Source organism: Coleofasciculus sp. G2-EDA-02 (assembly GCF_040226375.1).
Classification (GTDB): Bacteria; Cyanobacteriota; Cyanobacteriia; order Cyanobacteriales; family Coleofasciculaceae; genus Coleofasciculus.
This window is the reverse complement of record NZ_JAVKEW010000072.1, coordinates 37027-57587: the sequence shown is the minus strand read 5'-3', so window position 1 is coordinate 57587 and position 20561 is coordinate 37027. Positions and strand designations below refer to the sequence as shown.

Genomic DNA, 20561 nt, shown 5'->3' with positions numbered 1-20561 from the left:
TTCAATGCTGAGACGAAGCATGGTCTGTTTGGTTATCAGGTTGCCTGCCATGTCAACCTCAACAAAAACTTTATGCTGTACCACCACCGCTGACTGACCATGTTAAGCTATCATCTAATCAAATTTGAATGGATCGTTTAACGGCTGTATTTCAACTTAAGCATTGTTAAACTTTCAATTAACTTTACTCAATAGAGCCACTGAAATTTATACTGTTTTTCTGGGACAAGAGTAAATCAAAACCTCCATGTATTCAGTATAATTGAGGACTAGACTTGCTGTAACACCTCCTGAGCAGGCGGATGGGACGGCGGTGAGCGATCGCGTCGATAGCCAATAAGCCAAGTTAGCTAGGATAAAGGGACAAGGCGGATGGCGGCAACGATGAATTAACCGCTAAAATGAAAACAATCAGGTGTGTCTAGCAAGGGGTCTTACTAGCCGAAGCTAGGCATCTTGTTCAAACAGTAACAAGAATACAGCCATCCACTTACCGAACTAAATTTTATAGCCAATGGAGCGGGATTGAGCAAAAAGCTGGTATATGTGCAAGCCAAAGACTTATAATTTCTCATAGATATTTATAACTAATTGTAATACAGCCAAAGTCATGGATCGAGAATGGCTTCGTTAAATAAACATGAATTGATGGTCGAGTGGGAAATCTGTAGCATTCCTCCATCCGTCAGGACTATCTTGTGATAGCTGAGGTCAGGACGATAGTCCAAGACATGGCTGTCCCTGTCACTTGCCAAAGGCTAGCATTGTAGACAAAGCTGCTCGGTCTATCAATCAGGGTTAGCTCAAGATCAAATCAGGAGCAGTGCGACCAGCAACCTAATCCACGGTTGAGCCAGCTCAGGTTAGCTTAGTCATGAATTGGGTACAAGACAAGTAAAGAGGACGATCAGTGTGCTGTATCTAGCAGAAGTCAAAAAGCAGAAAAGCGGTTTTGCCAGTTTTGGTGGCAGTAAGGCCGAACTCAAACTGCTGGCTTGTCAGCGGAATGATCAGAGTTGGAGCGCTGTTCCGGGGGAAGAAACCATCCCAGGAGACGAAGCCGGTAGTATGGGTGATGGGGCTTTGGTAATTGTCAACCTTGGCAACAATCGACAAGTTCAAGGCGACATTGAGCCAGCCGGGACGAGACTGGCGAACATCTTACAAAATTTTTCTCGTCTGTTGGAAAAGGCGAAAAGTCAAGAAGAAGAAATTGAACAGTGGAAGCAGTCCTTGACCTATCAAAGTCAAGAACTCAACCGCCGCGAGATGGAAATGGAAGCGCGGCTGGAACAGATGCAAGCCCTGGAGGAAGAGGCGGAACAAATTGATCAGCAGCGTCAAGACATTGAAAGTGCGAAAGAGGAATCGGAACGACTCAAAGAAGAGTTTGAGCGAAAACAACAGGAACTAGAAGGCGCTTGGGAACATCTGCGCGGTGAACAGCGGCGTTTGGAAGAGCAACAAGCTGATCGGCAACAAACCTCCGGTTTAAGTGAGGAAGACGTGGCGGCGATGCAGGAGTTGCTCGATCGCCTATCCACCGCTGTCGCTCCTACAGATACCGTGCGGGAACAGTTGAATCAGGCGTTTGAAATCGTTGATCAACAACAGTCAGAACTGGATAATGACTGGCAAAAACTGGAATATAAGCGCCAACAAGCTGAGCAACGACAAACCGACATTGACGAGCAAGAGTTAGAAATTCAACGGCGTAAGCAAGAGTTAGAGCTGGTTCAAACCTCATTTGAAGAGGCGCAAGCTGAATTCAAGGTGCAGCAGAATGCCTGGGAAATGAAGCAAGAATCCTTACATATACTGAGCCTGCAACTCCAAACTCACCAAGAGTTACATCAAGAGCTTGCCCGTTTAGCAACCACCTCAGCCGATGTCAAAATTAGCCAAGAGGTTGACATTCAAGGGCTGGAAAATATGCCCCTGGGTGAACTCCAGGAAATCGTGCAAAATTTACAGCAAGATTTAGAGAGAGTGGTGCGTTTTGTCAATGATCAGGAAGAGGAACTCACATTCCAGCGCCAATCGGTAGAAGAAATACAAGAAAAAATTAATAACGCCAGCGAGTACGATCGCATTAGTTTGGAAACCGAGTTAGCCGACGAGCAAGACCGCTATCAAATGCTTGATGAAACTCTCGTCGGTCAACGCCGTAACCTGCGGGAGAGAGAAGAAATTCTCAATCAGCATGTCCGTGTCTTACGCCGTCGCCAGGGTATTAGTGACGGGAGTAGCGACGATACCCATAAAATTGACCTCGGTCCAGTCTTAAACCAGCTTGAAGCTCAGCGACAACAGCAGGAAAGCGAACTGGAAAAACTGGAAAGCCAGGTTGAGCAAATGCGCCAAAGCATTAGCCAAGCTGAGGAGATGATTGCTCAGCAAGCGAGTGATCAAGATGCCAAACGCTCTGAGTTACAAAGCTTGGAAGAAAACTGGCAATCGATGCAAATGGAAGTCGCTGAACTTTGGAGTCAAGTTAATCTTTATCAAGAACTCTTACCGTCCAAACAAGAGGCGCTTAATCAAATTCGCCAGATACTCGAAGCAATCGCAGAAGCGCTCAATCAAATTCAGGAAGTTGGCGACTATCAACTCCAGGCAATTTCTGAGATGCGACAAACGGTTGATGGCATGGTTGAATCACCGGAACTGGCGGCTTCATAATGGAGCATGGCTCCAAGGCTCCAAGGCTTGAACAGACCCCAACTAATTGCAAGCAATCTAGTTGGGGATTCTCTCCTGCTGTTACCACGAAGAGCCGCTGTTCTCGGTGAATACCAGGAACTTCTGCCTTGGCACTCCTCCCTGCTATTTCTACTAGGGAGCTAAGACTAAAAAAGCCTTATAAACGCACTAAGATTTTTACCCAGTAGATGCGTTATTGTAACAAATAGTCTCTACTGGAACCGCCTAATCTTAAGTTTTCTAGGTACCATCTCGTGCCGAACAAACGTCGCCGTACCTGTTAGTATTATACCAAAATTGTAGGTGTTTCGCTAACCCTACCTAAATCAGGATTATAGGTAGGGACTGCGCTCAACTTTTGTTCAAAAGCACGTTTCTACATGGCTTCCTCTACTCCCCCTGACTGTCGTGCCAAATAATCCAGTCCCCTTGGACTTGAGCGCTTGCTCCTCCTGGAAAGGATGAGGTACCAGAGCGATTGGGTGCATTAATTAAAGCCGTAATTGCTTCAATTTGCTCAAAATTGGCAGCCGTCGATTGGACAATTGCTAGAAACTGTCGAATAGCACGGCGTTGTAGGGCGAGATGAGCTTGTCGCAAGACTAAGCGATTGAGTTTTAGAGCTGTCTTGGGTTCATTCTCACTCGTAGAAACCATGGCTTGCTCGCGTAATGATTGCGCCGCCGTCTCTAAATACTCAACATCAGCGCGTAACAGTTCTGCTGTATGACCAACAACCGTTTCCACTTGCGGATTAAAATGAGTTTTGAAATAAGGTAGCACCTCTTGGCGAATGCGATTGCGAGCATAGCGCAGATCTTGATTATAGGTATCCAGCCAAACCGGTAGGTGCTGTTGCTCCACAAACTCCCCCGTTTCCCCACGGGTGACTTCTAGTAATGGGCGCACAAGCTGCACCCCTGGGACTAGAGGACGTTGCCAGGTCAGCGATTGTAGACCATCAACCCCTGTGCCTCGAATCAGATTATACAAAACTGTTTCCGCGCGATCGCTCTGGGTATGAGCTGTAACCACATCTTGAAACCCATGAGCTTGGGCAATCTTACCTAATGCTTGATAACGCCATTGTCGAGCCGCTCCCTCACTCTGAGTCACTTGAGCCGCGATTTCTAGATAAAAGGGAATTGCCCAACCCTGAGCCAGTTGTTGAATGTGATCCGCCAACCCCTTGTCTGCGGGCCAACGGTGATCACAATGGGCAATAGCGAGCTGCCATTTCCACTTCGGCTGCAAATCCAAAAGCAGTTTCATTAAACAGAGGGAATCTTGTCCCCCTGATACAGCCACCAAAACATGACGGCTCGGCGCTAAGAGCTGTCTTGTCTTTAGCGTTTGATGAATACGGGCGTGAAGCGGCGTCCAATCCGAACGTTTAGACATGCTTACAGTTCATCAGCTATCAACCACTGTTAATTGAGCCAACAGGAACAACGTTACTGATTACTTCGCCAACTTTCTTGACTCATTTCTTGCCAAACATCATCAAGAAGCGAGTCTGTATCATTATCATTCTCCTCCTCCTCGAAGCTTGAGGATAAATCGCTCAAATCAAACTCATCTTCATCACTAGCAGAGGACTGACCAAAATCAAGTACCTCATCACTTTCTGTGGCAATCGCTCCCAGATCTAGTAACTCCTCATCATTACTGGTGCTTTCCTCTTCCATCTCCAACTCTTCTTCAATGCTTTGGGAGAGTTCATCGAAGTCATCCTCAAAGCTAACTGATGTGTCTTCCTCATCACCAGCAGAGAGTTCATCGAAGTCATCCTCAAAGCTAACTGATGTTTCCTCCGCACTGGGAGACATTTCCTCGAAGTCATCCTCAAAATTAAAAGGTGGCTCTTCCTGTTCTAATTCCTCCATTGGGAAAGTTGCCCCCCTTTGCTCCATCTCATCATAGATTTCACTAGGGCGGTCTTCCTGTTGCTCCTCATCGCTGAAGGCAGATAATTCATACTCCTCCTCATCCAGACTCATAGACGGCTGCTCTAAATCGAGTTCCTGATCCATGGTGGTTGAGGAGTCTGCCAAAGCGGACTCATCCTCACTCTCATCTTCCCCACTGATCGATTCTACTGGCTCCTCATCCTCAGCCACCTGAGGACAAAATTCCAGATTAATTCTCACCTTGCCTTTTTGCCAGCCACTTGAACTAAATCGCAAGACTTCACAGGAGATACCCTCCTCGCTAAACCAGGCATCCTTGTCTTGAGTCCATTCACTTAACCCATACTCAAGCTGCGTTTTGAGCGCGTCTGCCAATTCGCCTACTCGGAAGGTATGATGCCCAATTAAGATTTGCGCTGATTCGTCAACGGATAAGACTTCACCACTAGCAAGTGGCTCAAACTGATTATCTACGCCCATTTTCCCCGATTAACGTTCTACTTTTGTGCTTAATCATGATTTACAAATTGGGTCATTCGCTGGATCACCTAGGATTGACACTCCCCACGCATAAATGCGGGGGATTATTGCATCTAGTTACTCGCTCCTGAACGGAGCGAGTCGTTTGAGCACGATCGATCCGTTCAACTGACGCCTGACACGGCGATTGTTTGGCGCTCCCCCGACAACGGGAAAGCGATTTGGTCGTCGCGTTGATCAGTCCTGGAATCCCTAGAAGAACCAGCCGTAGGAATGCAATCCTTTACCCAATAGATTCACCCCAAGATAACAAATCCAGACTACAACAAATCCTGTTGCCGCTAGGATAGCAGGTCGGCGTCCTTGCCAGCCTCGGGTAATGCGAGCATGAAGGTAGGCGGCAAACACTAACCAGGTAATTAATGCCCAGGTTTCTTTTGGGTCCCAACTCCAATACGAACCCCATGCTTCATTTGCCCAAACTGCACCGGCAATAATGCCAATTGTGAGCAACGGAAATCCTAGCCCGATAATCCGATAGCTAATATTATCTAACGTATCCGCTAAGTTTAGACGTTGGGGAGAAAGGGTGGGTGCGTGACGCAACTCTGATGCGGAGGATGGAGCAGACGTGACAGCATCTAGAACGGCTGTACTTGTGGAACCAGACAAGTCTTGCCAACTCATCGCCATTGCCCCATTATCGCCACTCACCTGGGGCTGGAGGTTATCCTGATTCCGTTTTAACTGATAGGAAGCATTCCCGGTCAAGTTATCCTTACGGCGATAGCTACCTGTACCGACAGAACTACCTCGCAGTTCAACATTTTGACCACGAGTCACGACTAAAAAGGCGATCGCTAAAAGTGCTCCCACCATTAGTGTCGCGTAACTGAGCATCATCACACTGACATGCATCATCAGCCAGTTTGATTTCAGCGCCGGGACTAAAGGCTCCGCCTGTTGCATATCCGCAGGTAGTGACAGGGCAGCAAATGCGGTAATTCCCATGGCGACGGGGGATGTAACCACACCCACCCAACGACTCGCGCTCATTTTTTCCGCTACCAGATGCATCGCTGTGATCCCCCAGGCTAAGAAAAAGAGCGATTCATAGAGATTGCTTAAGGGAAAATAACCTGCATTCAACCAACGGGCGCCGAGTAACGCGGCGATACAAAGGTTGGCGATGATCATACCTGTTCCCCCCAAGGTGGGCAGATAGGGAATGTTCTTAAACGCCGCCCCAACCCAATAAATCAGCAGGGTTACCAGGAGAACTGCAAATGAAATATTATCTAAGCTGTTTTGGAGTGAAACTAGATCCATAAATATGCTTCTCGACTCAATCGTTTGCAAATAAATTGCCGCGTTACTATTATCCTATCGGGATTGCTGCCTTTGACGAGAGGCGAAAAACCTAATCATAACGATTTTCTGGATTCTTGGGGATTGGGCAAGAGGGGAAGAGGGAAAGAAGGAGATTATACTCCATTCCCCCAGCCGGGCGGGTTTAGTCAAGTTAGCGGTTTCTGGAGTAACGTTATCGGTCAAACCCGCCCCTACAAATTGGCTCCTAGAACTCCCCTCCCTGCCCCTCTTGCCCTCATCTGGAAACGTTAAGGGGATGGTACTGCGGAAGGAGGAACCGGAACTTGATTGGACGGTAGTATTGTTTTTAGCTTGACGAATAAGTCAAAGCGTGTATCGCGCTGGTCTTCAACTGCCGACGTAAAACCGATCGCACGGATTGCCTGAATCATCTCATTGAGTTGAGGGGGAAGTTGAGGCAGATTTAAATTATCTCGATTTAAGGTACGCTCAACCTCAATGAAAACTTGACCGTTATGGGGGCTAGGTTTTGTGGGTACGATTTGCTGAAATAGGGGCGTTTGAGTCAAGGGGGCTTGAGGTTGAGGGACAATGGCATTAGCAATGGGTGCGCCGAAGGTGAGGAAGGCGATATTCCCTTCTAACCAGCCATGGGTAGCGGTGACGCCCCCTAGGGGAGAGATCCACTGCACCACAGGTTGACTATTGAGTTGGGTGTTTTCAACGGTAAACTGATAGCGCGTTTCCATGACTTGATCAAGCTGCTGGAAAGCTTTTTCTGTACCCGCGCGATCGCTCGATAAAATCATTAAGGCTACACCCGCCCCTAGGGTTGGCGGCGGCTGATTTTCTGGCGGGATGAGCAAATCCTCAGTTGCGGGGATGAGAGCGATTACCCATTCCCCCGCCATCCAGGGTAATAAATCCTCTTGGACATTTAAACCCAAGATTGTCTGTACACCCGCACTTAGATTCGCCGGGGGAATGGGGATCAGGGGATTAGACGGGGCATTTTGGGCATAACTCTTCCACAATTGGGCTAAATTACTACCACTGAGCATTAATCGGGTATTGGCGGGGAGGCGTCTGGGTAAGCGGCTACTGGTATTTTCTACCGGATAGGTGTTTTGGCTATTGGGTTTGAGCCAAGAAATCCCGCGAAAACGTATCCCATCAGACTCCAAGGATAGAGTTGTCGCCAGCCCTTGCTGGGGTTGGCTTTGAGCCAACTGTTCCGGGGGAAGCTCCCGCGTGGAGTTGGCGGCGGCGGTTGCGGTAAAGACGGGTAGGTTTAAGTACACTTGAGCAAACCCCTGGGCGGTGTCAATTTTAGCCAAATTTTCAATATATCCCGGTGTAGCCGCCACAGACGCCGCACCTTTGTAGGTATCAATCACCCGATTCATAGTTTGGGGATTTGACGTAACCACGACAAAACGCTCCAAGACGGCGACTGAATAGTTTTGACTACCTTCCTTTTGGGTTTGGCGAATTTGAACCCCGCGATAGCTTCTCTCGCCAAATTGGGTGACTTTCTGTGTCTTGGTTTTATCCCAGATTTGTCTGGCTTGGGTGGGGTTGTCAATGGGTAAGAGGATCAAGTCGGGGAGTTTGATCAACGGTAATCCGACAGAAGAGGTTTGCCCCGGTTCTGTTTCTGGTGCAGATGTACTATCACTCCGATAGGCAATCATTACCGTTTCCCCTACCCACGGTTGGATATCCTTCTGGTAGTCGTAGCCGTTATCTGTTAGTAGGCTTTTCTCCAGTTGGGCGAGTTGTTTCATCAACGCGGCTTGAGTGGTGGGCGTTCCATATTCCTGCAATTGTCGCCATTTATCGGGATCTGTAGACACCGATGCGGTGATCAGGGTGTCTTGAGGGACGAGTTTTGCCCCCACTGGTGCATTTTCTAGCCAGAGATTACGTTGTACGAACAGAGAATAGGCTATGACACTCCCGCTAATCAGCACAACGACTGTTGTCAACGCTAATCGTGGAAGGAGTTTATTTTTTTTAACCATGAACCGACGCGATCGCGCTTGCAGTGTTATTGCTAATTTAGCAGGGGAGAGGTGTTTTGACCCTTCGTTTCGCTAATGGGATATGGTGCGTGTGTAGGGGCGGGTTTTACCACTATCATTTTTGACTTCACCCTGATGTGACTAAACCCGCCCCGACTTGATCCTTCGCCCTTGCTAGTCGGACAGGGTTTTGAATTAATTCCCTAGGTAAAATTTCTTACATCTGTTATCGAATGTTGGGCTAGAAATCATCCTCAGATCGTAAGTATCCAGCACAGTTGACGATGTAGTAATATCCCTGCGCCAACACGGATTGACACAGATTCTGGTTGAATTTAAATCCATTTTCGCCTTCCTTGGGAACACGAAAACGCGAGATGCTAGTTACGCGAATACCTTGTAATTGTAAGCCATTCTGGTTGGGGAACCATTGCCGAATGTAGGTGGAGTTTTCTGGCGTAACTCTGCCAATTTTGGTTCTCAGTATCGGGTGAAAAAGATGGTAATAGCTTTGGTTTCTTCCCCTGTCCCAAATTAATTCTAATGGATCACCTTCACCGATTTGCTGGAAAATTACATCCTGTAACCTCTCACCCTTTCCATTTGTGAGTTCTCGCCGCGTGTTAAACCTAGCATATTTATCATTAGCGAAGGTAAAAAGAGTGAACATTACTTCATTATCAGGTACATAACTGTCACCTGAATCAAACTTTAAGCCTAGCTGCCCATTTTCCTTAGCCTTAATAGTTTCTCCTGCGGCTAATCGTTCTTCACGCTCCCCCTCGATTAAATGCAAATAATCCCGCGCTCGTGTCATGCCAACATAACGCACCCGTCGTTCTTCTTCAATCTCCTCTTCCGAAATATCTTTACTACAATCGGCAGCCGGAATTAGTACAGCATCAAACTCTAATCCTTTAATTTTGTGAATGGTTGAGAGTATAATCTCTGGCTTTCCTGGCTGATTTTGCTGTTGATATTGCTTAGAAAACCAGGTGAGTTCGCTCAGATGGCGAATATCTTCAATCTGTTCAATAAATTCTGAGATCGGTGTATCAGGAGAATAGCTCTCCTCAAATGATAAAGCCGCTTTTTCCAAAAATTCATAGGAGCTTTTACTCCATACTCCCTGATACGGTTCCAGGCACTCCTGAGTGCGCTCTTCGATGTTTACTGCGAATGACCCAATTTTCTGTTCCGGGTTTTGTTTGAGTTGATCCAACAGAACAGCGACTTCACGTAGATCAGCAAACCGCTCTCGCCCACCTTGAACTCTAATATAAGCTCTGTTACCAAACCGATCTCGAATATCACCTAAGACGCGGTAGAGTTCAGGATTAGTCCGGAAGAGAACGGCAAGAGAATAAAGATGAGGACGCTTTAATAGCTCATCAATTGCTTCGAGAATCTTTTGAAGATGAGCATTATTCGCTTTTTCTCGCTTAACTTCTCCTGTTAATGTCTCTTCATCCCTACGTCCAGACTGAAGTTGGTTTTGTCGCAAACGATGGCTATTTCGGCTGATGTATGCTTCGGTTACCTGGAGAAGTGGTGAGAGAGCGCGATAGTTTATAGACAAACTTTTTTGTTGGGCTTCAAAGTCTTTCTCGAACTGTTCAAAATAAAAAACAGATGACTTAGATTCTTTCCCATTTTTGCGCTCGTATCCGTATATACTTTGGTCATCATCCCCAATGGCAATCAGTTTAGTATTGTCACTTTTGATCCGCCTGAGCATTTCATAGCGATCTTGAGTTATATCCTGATATTCGTCAATAAAAATATAATGGGGAGCATCACGACTATCGGGTCTAATTAGGCTTTTATTCGTTTGCGTGATTTCCAAATACTTGGCTGGATAGTCTTCTAGAGAACAATTTTCATCCAACTGATTGCCTAAAGTGCGGCGGACATAGCCATGAAATGTGTAGATAGGTAGACTCCCATAAGCGCTAGCATAGCCTAAATCACGGAGTAGTCGGCTTAGGCGCGATCGCAATTCGGCAACGACGGCTGCATTATACGCCAGCACAAGAATATCTGCCGGATTTTCCCGTTGCTTTACAATCAGATAAGCCACACATAGCAACAGTGTTTTCGTCTTGCCTGTACCGGGTCCAGCTATAACAATGAGAGAGTTTCTCGGACAAGCCTCAACAATTTCTTTTTGCTCCTTGTTTAATTCCGCTATTGCTTTCTCAAAAGCGTCTTGGCGAAGTTGTTGACCCAATCGACTATTGCCGGATAATTGGTTCAAAATCAAATCTTTAATTTCGGCAATAGTTTTACAAGCAAAATAGTCTTTTATGAAATTACCTTGATGGCTTTCCGGAACTTCTGTTAGTGTTGCCAAGGCATTTAATCGCCATTCTTTGAGTAAAAAGTAATTATTAAACTCTTCTTGAATCTGACTATCAGATTGATTTACGTCTTCTTCTAAAACAGCTTCAGTAAATCGCTTTTGTATTTTAACGCTGAGTGAAGTTGGCAGAAAATCCTGCTGATAAGCAATATAACCCAGACTTCTGAGCCAGTACAGAGCGGCTTTTAAACGGTCAGGATTATCGATCGTGGCGGCTTGCATCAAGTCACCCAGTTTAATGGTCTTTTGTTGTTCATGTCCTTGCTTGATCAGAGGTAAAATCTGTCGGCAAACCTTCTGAATCTGATCGAGTTCCTTGTGCAGATCATTCGACTGAATTCGGATATCATAAATAATATCTCGCTCTAAACGAGTGCGTATTTTAATGCCATCTAATTTATTGAGTAAACGTACCATCGGAGTCCAAGATTTGAGGAAACGCCGTTCCTCTGGAGTGGGTGACTCATTCGATCGGGGGAAAAGTTCACTAGCTTTCTGAGTAAACCTTTTTTCGATGTCAGATTGACTTATTTTCACATTCAAGCTTTTTTGTCGCCATTCACCGATTAACTGCAATAGGAATTGATAAGCTTTCAACCATAACTGATCTTTGTCACTTGCCATTTCCGTTTGACCAAACTTGGTCATTTTGATGCGGAAATGACGATGCCAACAAATGATACCCTGTTGATGCAGTCGAAACAGTTCCTGAAAAACCTCACTAAAACTATTGAGATTTAAGCAGGTTTGAATGTCCAATAGTGAAAGACTGACCCACTTTTCTATTGTCCCTCCCCGATCACGTATCCGTTCATATAAGCTGGAGTGAGTTGACTGGGTAGCGACTCCCAGTGATAGGTCAATGTGGGAAACTACCCGATCGCCCAACTCGATTCGCCCTAATTTTTCTAGCCAATGAAGCAACATTCGCTGAGTTGTTTCCGGATTCGTTTTATCTTTTAGCGAATCGGATTCTGTAATCAGATCAGCCGGGATAATCAAAGAATTGGAGCGGTTGGCGAATTGGGTTTGGTAATCCGCGATCGCAACTCGCATTGCCTCAATATTACTCCAGTGTAAGCGGTTTCTCTGCATCTGCGATCGCGCCTTAGCAAAGCTTTCTTCACTGTAGAAGAGAATGCAGCGTACTTTGTTATCTCGAAGTTCAGCATCTTGCCGTTTCTGCTCGTTTCTCCCAGCTCTTCCAATCTCTTGCAGGTAGTCTTCTAGTGAATTCGGCGGTTGTAAATGAAAGGCAAAATGAATATTAGGAACATCTATGCCCATCCCAAATGCTTTGGTTGCCAAAATTACAATTTTTTTGCCCTCTCTAAACTCCTCCTCAGTCTCTTGGCGGGCTTCGGGTTTCATTCCTGCATGATAAAAACCAACCCGAAAATTACGCTGTCCCGCTTCCTGGAATTGCTGATTAAGCTTATCTGCATACTCTTCGCATTTAAGTCGATTATTGATAAAGATAATTGCCCTGCTTTTAGCTGGGTTCATCTCAGCCGCCAAAATCGTACAAATTTCATTAAGGGCATATTTATCATCATTAGACTGTTCTGGGGGAATCGGGTGAAACTCCAAGCCGTGATAGCTTTGAACCGGAATATTGGTAGAATTCATGGCTGATCTGCTGATGCTGAACGATTTAGTTTTAGGATAGTTTCTAAGTCTGTTTTTACCTGCTGAGTGAGCGTCGCCGAGAGGATAAGAATTGGGGCATTTCTGCCACGTTTTCGTTGCTCAGTTACAAAGCCAGCGGCATAAAAATAGTCAGGGCGAAAGTCTAACCCCCAAAGCGAAAGACAGTGAGCTTCGTCAAAAACCCAATATTCGGGTTCACCGTCTCTGGAAAAACGTTCCTCTAATGCTTCTCGAAACGATTGGCTACGGAACCGTTCTGGCGCTGTATAGAGTAGTAAACATTCTCCGGTGCGAATCCGTTGATAACACTCTTCTATGTCTTCCCGCGTCAAATCTCCAGTTAACCCGTCTACCGTATTAATAAAGCCTTTTTCTTGTAGCGATCGCTCTTGATCTTTAATTAAGGCTTTCAGGGGTGAAATGACCACTGTTAGACGATGAGTGTGATATCCTCGATAAAGTGCAGGCGCTTGGAAAAGAACAGACTTTCCACCGCCTGTAGGAAGGCTGATAAAAAGATGATCTAGATCATTCCGTGGGAGGATAGCTCGGAGATGGTTCATCTGCTCATCGCTTAGTTGGCAATCAGTTGGAATAAATACTCGTTCTATTGCTGGTTTCCAAGTTTTCTCGTCAGGGAGTTTAAACGGTTCAGGTTGATGAAAATAAGATTTTACTGTTTCCAGGGTATCTGGAAAGGTTCGCCCTTCCTTTAAATTTAAATCATCGTTCTGCCAAAAATTATTGTGTTCCTTGACGTTAGCGGATCTTAAACGAGGATCAAGGCAAATTAAGCGAACCGAGGAGTTATTGGCAAATCCCAGGGCAGTTTTTATCAGCACCGGAATGCAAGCCTTGATCGTATCAGTTGGGTTGGGACATTTAACTTTTATCTCTGATAAAGCGGACGGCATTCCATTTTCTGATTCTGCTAATATAGATTCATCATCTGCATCCTCAGGATTATTGGATTCTCCATCTGGATTCTGTTCGTTCTCACCCAGTTCCCCTTCAGATAGGCTGGAGTTCAATGGTGCAGAATGTAACTTGAATAAATCTAGGATAGGAATCAACGGAAGGGGTAAAGATTCCAGTAAAATAGTTAGGTGAGCCGAACTCATTTCGGAGACAGATTGCCATTCCCAAACCACCTTTTCCAGTAGTCGCACAGGAACAAGCAAAAGAGAATTTTCAGATTTCGTCAGTCGCCGCAATGTTCTGCGTAAATCTTCCTGATTTTTATCATAACTTAAGATAGTATCACGTTTAATTTTGCGAGTACGAGACAGTTCTTCAAGTAGCTGATGAAGCGGATAAATTTCCTCAGATTCAGTCACCGCTAATATAATACAACCGGGCTTTTCACAGTAATGGGAGATAAATGGCAAAAGATTATGCCAATAATCAGCCCGGGAAGGCGTTTCCGGTATCCTCCGACAGTCTAAAGATTTTTCTCCTGGTATAAACCACTTACCTGAATGGTTAGCTTTGATAATGGGATGGTATTGCGGTTTAGGGACATGATCTTCAAAATAGGCTTTAGTTAAGCATCCCCACAGTTTAATTCTTCCTTTAATCGTTTTCTCTAACCAGAAGTGAGTTAGCCCTTGGCAATCATCATTTTCCTTTAATAAAACTTCTTTTTTAAGACCAAGCCTTTCCAGAGAAACATAACTGCGTCCGACGCCAAAGCGCGTCCACAACCCCTGATCATTAATTCTTTCATTCTCTTCTTCAGACGTCAGGTTTCGGAGCAAACGCCGAGAATCAAAGGGAATTAGTTCGGGAAATAGCAAATAACTTTTATTAAAGCCCCAAGCTTCAATTTTTTTCCGGATATTGATCTGGGCGTAATTGGCAAAGGTACAGTAGACAACATTAACATGAGTAGGAATATCTGGAATTGATGTCTCTTCGCCCAATGTCCAATTTTGCTGTAAAATAGCCGGAGCGAGTTCAGCAATGGGTCTATAGCCATTTTTTCTAACATCTTCAACATAACGCTGAAAAAGTTCCTCTCCACCTTCCTTAAAGGAAATGGGTGTTGCTGTGGGTTGAATAACTTGAGCTTTGGGCGGCTGCATTAAAGTAGCCGCGTAATCGGAGGGTCCAATAATCAGAGTTTTAGATTTACGGTTTAAGAGTGACTTGATTTCCTGCATCCATAGAGGTGTCTCAGAATGTAGGAAAAATGAATCAGATTCTTGATTAGCTTTTTCGCGAATGGTTTCTGGCGCTTCATCACGGCGTTGGTACTGATTAATAGCTAGTTCCAGCACTTTTTCAGCATCTTCAGTCGCTTTGTGACTTGTCTTGAGTGCATAGCAGGGACGCAGTGGACAAAGCTTCATCTCTTCCTCAAGAGTGTCAACTATATCAACATTGTCAACATCACAACCTTTCTGGCGCAAAATAGTTAAGTCCCATGCCTTGATATTATGCCCAATCACTCTTTTTCCTGCCGTCAATTCATCAAACTCACGCCGAACATTTTCATCCGACAATTTTTGTCCAGCATTTAAATTGACTGGTTGTTTTTCCGGTTCCCATAAAGCAAACTGCCAGATTCTCTGCCCATCTGATTCTATGTCTAGGGCAATACTATTATTTTTCCATTCTTCTTGTTTTTTTGACCAGATGATTTCCTGTATTTTGGGAAAATAGACGGCTAATTTTTGAACTTTATCCGTCAACCAAATGGTCGAGTATCGCTCCTGGATCAAGCGAGTTAAGCTGTTTTGCGTGTTGGCATGTAGGGAAAGGGAAAACGCAAAACTCTGGTTAAATTCCTCAAGCTGCTGCTTCAACCAAACTATAGGATCATCAATTGAATAAGCATCCGGTTGACGAAACATCTCAACCAAACCATCGGCTAATACTTGCCTATCTCCTACTGCTTCTGCTTTATCTTTGCCGAGGATAAAAGATTCACGAGGGATAGCCACAAAGTCAATGCCGTTGGCATCTTCACAACCGGGTAAAATTGGGAAAATTTCACAGTGAAAGAAGTCACTCTGACCAAATTCATAACCGGGCAAAATGACACCTTTTTTTCCTGTAGCTAGAGAAACATAGTCATCTCCTTTGCGCCAGATAAGCTGAACAGAGGGTTCTGATTCTAAGCGGATATCATCGGCTTGTTTTCCCTTGTCTGTGTCAATAATAATAAAAGAGACAACAGGTAGTAGACGTTTCTGATCAGATTCACGCCTAAACCAGGGACTAATTGTTTTAGGTAGGGATGTGACATGAAACCAGACTGATTGACGAGTCTCGAATTCAAAGTATCCAAACCCTCGGTTACAAATATTTTGCCAGCTTTTAACTTGTATTGCTTTGTATCGCTTTGGCGTGGTAGACTGCATCGACTGTCCACTCCTACTTTACCCAACCGTCAATTGTAACCTCACTCAGATGTATCTTGGTAAAATCCATCACCCAATCCTGATACCCGGTTGGGGTGCATAGTAGCATTTTGATGGAGATGGGGAAGGTGGCGCAGGTGGGCAAGATGAATCAATTCTCTATGTTGCAGCTTTTCAAGCTAGGGAATTCTTGCCCACCTTATCTAAAACGGTAACAGGAGTATTTATCAGCTAGTTTTAGTCAGGTACATCGAAAACCACTTCAAATTCCGCCGCAGGTATAAATCGATTTAACAACTTCAAATGATCCCAAGCATCCTGTCGATTGTAGAACCGGGCTACGGTGTAGCGACGAGCGTCGGGAAGTAACCTTACAATTGTCCAAGGATAGCTGTAGGCTTGAATCTGTCGTTTCGTCTCCTTGGTTTGTTGCTTAGTTAAGGCTTGCTGGATAATCCGGTAAAGCTGGGTTCTTTCGGGGTTGGTATTGTTTGGTAACAAATTCCATTCATTTATGGGCGCAGGGAGCCAGGTTAACAGATAGAACGTGATCTGACCCGGTTTGTGCAGTTTCCAAGATAGGCGATGGGCTTGTTTGTAGCACAGATACCCCTGTTCTCTGGCGATGGCGCAAATGCTTTCTCCTTCTCGGTGGAGTCGCAGCCAGTCAGTATGTTTCATAATAGATTCATCTCCTTTGTATGAGGGAGCCAGAGCCAGCGCGGAAACTTGGTCGGTCGAGGCGCTGGCTTCTGGTGCGGTATAGACTCACTGTCGTAATTGACAATAACGGGTGAACAAGGTGAGACACTGAGGAAAGAACGGGTAACTCAGAAGGTCTAGGGGCGATTGCTTTCCGAGTCGTCTGCTCTTTAGTGTATCTCTTGTTTTTACCGTTTTATCTATACCTTATAGTAATTACCTTTCAGTATAGAATGACTGAAGCAAGTAATCAAGTAACTTTGATGGAATTGCGAAACCGTGCTGGCTTAACTCGCCGACAAGTGGCGATGGAGTTGGGAGTGACGGAAAAAACAATCTACGTGTGGGAGACGAGTTCAAATCCACCTCGCCTGACAGTGGCTCAGGTTCAGCGCTTGATCGAGATGTTGAATTGTTCTATGGCGGAACTGGTTGAAGCGACAGAAAATCGATCTTAGAACGAATAGCACGTTCCTCGTATTCTGGTGGGCAGTGCCCACCCTACGGTATATTAAGGGTTTAGGCGATTATGCGCCCCTACTTTCGGAATTTTTTTCCCCTTTGGGCTTATGCAACTGAAAACTGCTGTAGCATCGGTCGATAAAGTGTATCTCGTTGCTGGTAGGGACGCCCTAGCGAACGAATCGCGTCCTGAAGCGTCTCAACTTCCATACAGGTTCCCCCTTGAGCGCCTGCCATGGTGGTGATATGTTCTTCCATTAACGTGCCGCCAATGTCATTACAGCCCCATCTGAGGGCTTCTTTCGCACCAGCAAGACCCAATTTCACCCAGCTTGGTTGATGGTTAGTAATCCAATTACCCAAGAAAATTCGCGCCACAGCCGTTAATAATAGGGCATCATTGAGAATCGGTTGATCTCGCCCTACACGCTGACGTAGCGGTTTAGGGGCATCTTGACCGATAAACGGCAGTAGAATAAACTCAGTGATATAGCCGGAGTAGCTTTGATTGCGAGTTTGTTGCTGGAGCGATCGCAGCTTGGCTAAATGCCCCATTTGTTGTTGCTTGGTTTCAATATGACCCGAAAGCATGGTGCTAGTGGTAGGCATTCCCAATCGATGTGCCGTTCCCACAATCTCTAACCATGTTGTCGTATTCGTCTTTTGCGGACAAAGGATGCGCCGCACCTGATCATCTAAAACCTCAGCTGCTGTTCCTGGCATTGAACCAACCCCAGCGTCTTGTAGTGCGGTAATCACCTCAGCATACCTCAATCCATCTTGTTCAGCGATAAATTGGACTTCTTGGGGGGAGAAAGCATGGAGATGCAGTTGGGGAAATGCTTGCTTGATGGTTTGCACCAATTCCAGATAATAGGGTAAAGCCGCACCCTTAATTTTTGCATCTGGGTTCAAGCCCCCCTGCATACAAATTTCCGTCGCCCCCCGTTGTACCGCATCCCCTGTCTTTTCCAGAATTTGCCCCCAATCTAACCAATAAGCACCCTCTGTACCCGCATCGCGGCGGAAGGCACAGAAACTGCAGTGCTGAGTACAAATATTGGTAAAGTTAATATTACGGTTAATTACGTAGGTGATGCGATCGCCAGCTTGATGGTAGCGCAATTGGTCAGCCGTTTCCTGAATCGCCGCCACAGCAGTCGGTTCAGTTTGCTGTAGGAGAATGACGCCATCATCTGGAGAAATGTCTTCACCAGCTAGGGCGCGGTTAAGAATTGCATCAACGGAGTTGGTAATCACGGGGTATCTGGGAAAGACAGGGAAACATTCATCTTGATACTACTATGCCCTAGAGTATCGAGCTAGTAATCATTGAGACTCCCCCGGCTGAAGGCGCAGGGGCTTGCACCATCGCATCTTTGTCATTAGCATGCCCTTTAGCGAAGCGAAGGGTCAATTGTAGGGGCGGGTTTAGGAACTGTAGGGGCGGGTTTAGGAACTAAAGTCAGCTATTGCTGAAATCAATGAACAACAAAACCCGCCCTATCTCACCAATAAATATCAACAAAAACCGACCTTTTTTATAAGTTGGAAATTACCAATTATTTTACCTCTCCCCTCTGTTTAATTAACACATTTATCTGGTCTGAGTTAGCTGACCAAGCGCTGACATAAGCACTACTTTGAAACACCATTTTTTTAATGGGTTCCTCTTTACTACTTCTAACCGCAATAATGGCGCAGGGATTAAAATTATTGTGGGGATATATCTTCGATTTTGCATGAGAGCGATTATCCGGATGTAAAATATGCTCAAACCGAATAGTTTGAGGATTATTTTCCTGCAAAAGTATCCAAAATGGATATTCCCAAAATGTCCCCGATGGTATAGGTGTACCTCCTAGAGATAACCCAATCGTTTCACAGTTTTGTTTGTTAAGAAAATCAAGAGTCGCGAAATAGGGTTTTTTGAGATGTTTACGATTAGTAAAGTACAGTTCATTGCTGTTGGTGTTGAATATATTTTGCTCGGCTGCAATAGGTCGGTATTTATTACCAACCACAAAGGTAATTGATGCCACGAGCATAATTACAGCCACCATCATTAAAACATGGCGATTCCAGCTTTTGGCAAAAACTAAACCGACAAAAGGCGAAAAGAGTACAAAGATTGAAAGATGATGGCGACTTTGATAAGGTTGGATTTTCAGCATCCAACAAAGGAGTAAGAAGCCACCAATTAATGCCAGGACATAACCGATTACATCTTTTTCCGTTCTTAATTCCTTATTAAATACAAAAACTATAATCGCTAAAGCGATAAAGAATAGATGCAGGGGATTTCCCGCAACATTTTCATCAAAGGATAGACCCCGAACTGTATAGGAATTTAGGGGCCAGGTTGTTCGCGGATCATTCATATCAACGCCCAACACTGAATGAATTATACTGATTAATTTGTGGCTGCTCCCAGTAATCGGCGTAATAAAATCCTGTAGTCCTAGGTATCTAACGATATCAACATGGAGAGAAAGATTCCTGATAATATTGGAGATCCAGGTCGGCAGGCTGTATACTTCTATTTTATAGTCGGCTGAATATTCAGCTACAGAGATGGGATTTCCATACAAATTAAAGTTGCGTGAATAATGACCAAAGTTCAGGCTTAAGAAGATAAGAGTAATGATACCTATTGGTTTCCATAGTTTCCAGCGTAAGCGGTTTAGTTTCACCAGGAAAAACCAAACCATTAAAGGAAAGGCATAGATATAGCCTGAACTCTTGGTAAAAACAGCCAGTCCTAAGCTAGCGCCAATACTGAGAACTAAGGGAAGTGGAATCTTTTTTTCGGGCAATGCCAACAGAATATAATGGGCAAGACAAACTAGCCAAAAAGCGACAGCATAATCATTTTGAGTGCTGGACGCTTGCAGAATTCCCATGGGAATCGTAGCGCAGAAAATCGCCGCAAAAATTTGTCCCCGTTGATCTGCACCCAGTTGTTTAGCAACTAGGGATACACCAATAATGCTGCCAACCATACTCAACCATTGCACCAAATTAGCCAAGCGATCGCCCCGACTGAGAATCTGTAAGTGCATGATCACAAATTCGGCAAACGGGGGGTGAACTAATTGAGCAGAATAGTAGGTGGGATAATGGGCAACACTGCGATTTTGTATCCAATGAACCACCCGCGCCAGATGATAGGTCATAGAATCCCAATTATTTGGCGGCGCTACCACAGCAATTAAACCAACTGTCGCCACGATACAGACGACACCGCCCAGCAAAACCAGCGAGACTGGGGTTAGTTTGGGGCGTTCAGGGAAATTTAGCGATCGCTTACCTCTCTTAACCAGTCGATAATAGATAAAACCGAGGGCTATATCTGTAATTAGCCACAAAACCAACACTGAACTAAATGTCAAGACTCTAAATAGACTCAACGTCTCAGTCAATAGCGTGATCAAAACTCCCCAGACAATCGCTGCGGATAAGACAGAACCCCGCCAGTTTTGACCTGGATGCTGAAAAATTAGAAATAGAAGCAATAATGAGAGTAAAGGTAAGCCAGCCAGCATATTGATGATTCCGTTCACGAATTAAA

The 20561-nt window shown here is 45.1% G+C and carries 11 protein-coding genes; 2 read left to right on the top strand and 9 right to left on the bottom strand.

The features are described 5' to 3' along the window. Positions 1-912 precede the first annotated feature (912 nt). Positions 913-2682 carry a pilus motility taxis protein HmpF gene (gene hmpF / locus RLO19_RS07525; RefSeq protein WP_446355210.1) on the top strand — a complete coding sequence of 590 codons (1770 nt, stop codon included), beginning with the start codon at positions 913-915 and terminating at the stop codon, positions 2680-2682. A gap of 411 nt (positions 2683-3093) precedes the next feature. On the opposite strand, the gene tilS is transcribed toward hmpF, so the two are convergent. The 7 genes from tilS to RLO19_RS07490 form a co-directional block, all read right to left on the bottom strand. Further along, positions 3094-4104 (bottom strand): tRNA lysidine(34) synthetase TilS, encoded by a 1011-nt coding sequence (gene tilS / locus RLO19_RS07520; RefSeq protein WP_446355208.1) that lies wholly within the window; start codon positions 4102-4104, stop codon positions 3094-3096. A gap of 53 nt (positions 4105-4157) precedes the next feature. After that, complete coding sequence (locus RLO19_RS07515) at positions 4158-5093, bottom strand: KGK domain-containing protein (protein ID WP_446355206.1); 936 nt, start codon at positions 5091-5093, stop codon at positions 4158-4160. A gap of 252 nt (positions 5094-5345) precedes the next feature. Beyond that, complete coding sequence (ccsB, locus tag RLO19_RS07510) at positions 5346-6422, bottom strand: c-type cytochrome biogenesis protein CcsB (RefSeq protein WP_446355204.1); 1077 nt, start codon at positions 6420-6422, stop codon at positions 5346-5348. A 290-nt stretch (positions 6423-6712) separates the two neighbouring features. Then, positions 6713-8449, bottom strand: a complete 1737-nt coding sequence (locus tag RLO19_RS07505) for a DUF3352 domain-containing protein (RefSeq protein ID WP_446355203.1) — start codon at positions 8447-8449, stop codon at positions 6713-6715. Between the two features lie 241 nt (positions 8450-8690). Then, positions 8691-12440: a UvrD-helicase domain-containing protein gene (locus RLO19_RS07500; protein WP_446355201.1), complete on the bottom strand. Its 3750-nt coding sequence runs from the start codon at positions 12438-12440 to the stop codon at positions 8691-8693. Further along, on the bottom strand, positions 12437-15826 hold the full coding sequence (locus tag RLO19_RS07495; RefSeq protein WP_446355199.1) for a DEAD/DEAH box helicase: 3390 nt from the start codon (positions 15824-15826) through the stop codon (positions 12437-12439). Before RLO19_RS07495 ends, RLO19_RS07500 begins: the two co-directional genes overlap by 4 nt. 237 nt (positions 15827-16063) lie before the next feature. Continuing rightward, the gene (locus tag RLO19_RS07490) at positions 16064-16507 is read right to left on the bottom strand and encodes a hypothetical protein (protein ID WP_446355197.1); all 444 of its coding nucleotides are present in this window, start codon (positions 16505-16507) and stop codon (positions 16064-16066) included. A gap of 254 nt (positions 16508-16761) precedes the next feature. Between RLO19_RS07490 and RLO19_RS07485 the strand changes: the two genes are divergently transcribed. Then, complete coding sequence (locus RLO19_RS07485) at positions 16762-16986, top strand: helix-turn-helix transcriptional regulator (RefSeq protein ID WP_006102707.1); 225 nt, start codon at positions 16762-16764, stop codon at positions 16984-16986. A 109-nt stretch (positions 16987-17095) separates the two neighbouring features. On the opposite strand, the gene cofH is transcribed toward RLO19_RS07485, so the two are convergent. Together cofH and RLO19_RS07475 are read right to left on the bottom strand one after the other, a co-directional pair. Beyond that, complete coding sequence (gene cofH, locus RLO19_RS07480) at positions 17096-18250, bottom strand: 7,8-didemethyl-8-hydroxy-5-deazariboflavin synthase subunit CofH (protein ID WP_446355196.1); 1155 nt, start codon at positions 18248-18250, stop codon at positions 17096-17098. A 302-nt stretch (positions 18251-18552) separates the two neighbouring features. Beyond that, positions 18553-20553 carry an ArnT family glycosyltransferase gene (locus RLO19_RS07475; protein WP_446355195.1) on the bottom strand — a complete coding sequence of 667 codons (2001 nt, stop codon included), beginning with the start codon at positions 20551-20553 and terminating at the stop codon, positions 18553-18555. Positions 20554-20561: the final 8 nt, after the last annotated feature.

Excerpts from the sequence above, each read along its gene's own strand:
- tilS (WP_446355208.1), bottom strand. The coding sequence starts at position 4,104 with ATGTCTAAACGTTCGGATTGGACGCCGCTTCACGCCCGTATTCATCAA.
- RLO19_RS07515 (WP_446355206.1), bottom strand. The coding sequence starts at position 5,093 with ATGGGCGTAGATAATCAGTTTGAGCCACTTGCTAGTGGTGAAGTCTTA.
- ccsB (WP_446355204.1), bottom strand. The coding sequence starts at position 6,422 with ATGGATCTAGTTTCACTCCAAAACAGCTTAGATAATATTTCATTTGCA.
- RLO19_RS07505 (WP_446355203.1), bottom strand. The coding sequence starts at position 8,449 with ATGGTTAAAAAAAATAAACTCCTTCCACGATTAGCGTTGACAACAGTC.
- RLO19_RS07500 (WP_446355201.1), bottom strand. The coding sequence starts at position 12,440 with ATGAATTCTACCAATATTCCGGTTCAAAGCTATCACGGCTTGGAGTTT.
- RLO19_RS07495 (WP_446355199.1), bottom strand. The coding sequence starts at position 15,826 with ATGCAGTCTACCACGCCAAAGCGATACAAAGCAATACAAGTTAAAAGC.
- RLO19_RS07490 (WP_446355197.1), bottom strand. The coding sequence starts at position 16,507 with ATGAAACATACTGACTGGCTGCGACTCCACCGAGAAGGAGAAAGCATT.
- RLO19_RS07485 (WP_006102707.1), top strand. The coding sequence starts at position 16,762 with ATGACTGAAGCAAGTAATCAAGTAACTTTGATGGAATTGCGAAACCGT.